At 42.5% G+C, this 1,069-nt stretch carries 1 protein-coding gene; it reads right to left on the bottom strand.

Translation table 11 applies throughout. The annotated features are described in order from the left end of the window. Positions 1–943: hypothetical protein (locus CAPSK01_RS23660; RefSeq protein WP_273703943.1), on the bottom strand; the 943-nt coding region annotated here is incomplete at its 3' end. Between the last annotated feature and the right edge of the window lie 126 nt (positions 944–1,069).

Genomic DNA, 1,069 nt, shown 5'->3' with positions numbered 1-1,069 from the left:
TCCCACTATTCGTCGGATTGTTGGTTGAAACTTGGGCATTAGGCTGCTTAAACATCGTACCTGATAGCGGTTTCATACCAGGAGGAGCAAGGGAACCTGTTAATTGCAGGCACGCTTCATCATCTGAGATTAGTCCTAAACTCAACTGTTCTAGGACAATCATCTGTTTAGTTTGTTTAAATGCGAGCAGTTCATTATCTGGCCTTAGATCAATCGGGTCAAATGTGAACTCCACGACCACATCAAACCCAAATAGTCTTGCAGAAAGTGTAAGTGCCCTACTCCAGAACTCCTCAATAGGTGCTTTTACCGCGCCCGTGCATGAGCGCATGAACAGCATGATTTCGCTGGATGCGATATTACTTGATCCAGATGCAAAGCCAAGTACGGTTCCATTCGTCTTACTGCCTGTACTTAGCCTAGCATTCGCCATATCCTGTAGAACTGTGTATTCTGCAGACAACCCGGCATTACTCGCGTTTTCTACTTCAAACTCCAATGAGTCTAAATAAACCAGGGCATCTTCAGGGGATAGAGAGTTGATCTTTGTTTCTATAGATGAAGTGATTGCATTTAGTTCTTGTACTGCTAACTGATTATCTACTTGAGCTTCAGGGGTCAAGAACTTTCTTACTTGTGCCTCATTAATCTTTACCTTCTGCCTTGGATGAATTACCTTTCCTACAATTCTAGTAATATCATTCGCAAATTGTTCAGAGTAGATTACTGGCTTGATCGCACTCTCTATAGGACTAGCACTATAAGCTTCAAGTAAGTCTTGATCTAGTACGACATAAATAAATGTCGGGTAATCTAGTGAGATTTTCTCGCTGCCAATGTATTGCCACGGAACTAGAGTCTTATCAGGTGATGCTACAAATTTTACTTGTGTAGTACTAATGGGTTGAATTCTTTTTGGAAGTCTATCTTTGCCCAGGACCACTTCTCCAGCCGCACTACCATAATGGATTAGCTCACGAGCTAGGGATTCGCTAGTAGCTCGAATAGACTGTGGCCCTGTAAACCCATCCGTAGCATAATCAGGGAGAAGATTGAATCGAGTAATTAG

Source organism: Candidatus Accumulibacter vicinus (genome assembly GCF_000584955.1).
In the GTDB taxonomy this organism is placed as follows: domain Bacteria; phylum Pseudomonadota; class Gammaproteobacteria; order Burkholderiales; family Rhodocyclaceae; genus Accumulibacter; species Accumulibacter vicinus.
This window is presented reverse-complemented; position numbering and strand designations above follow the sequence as displayed.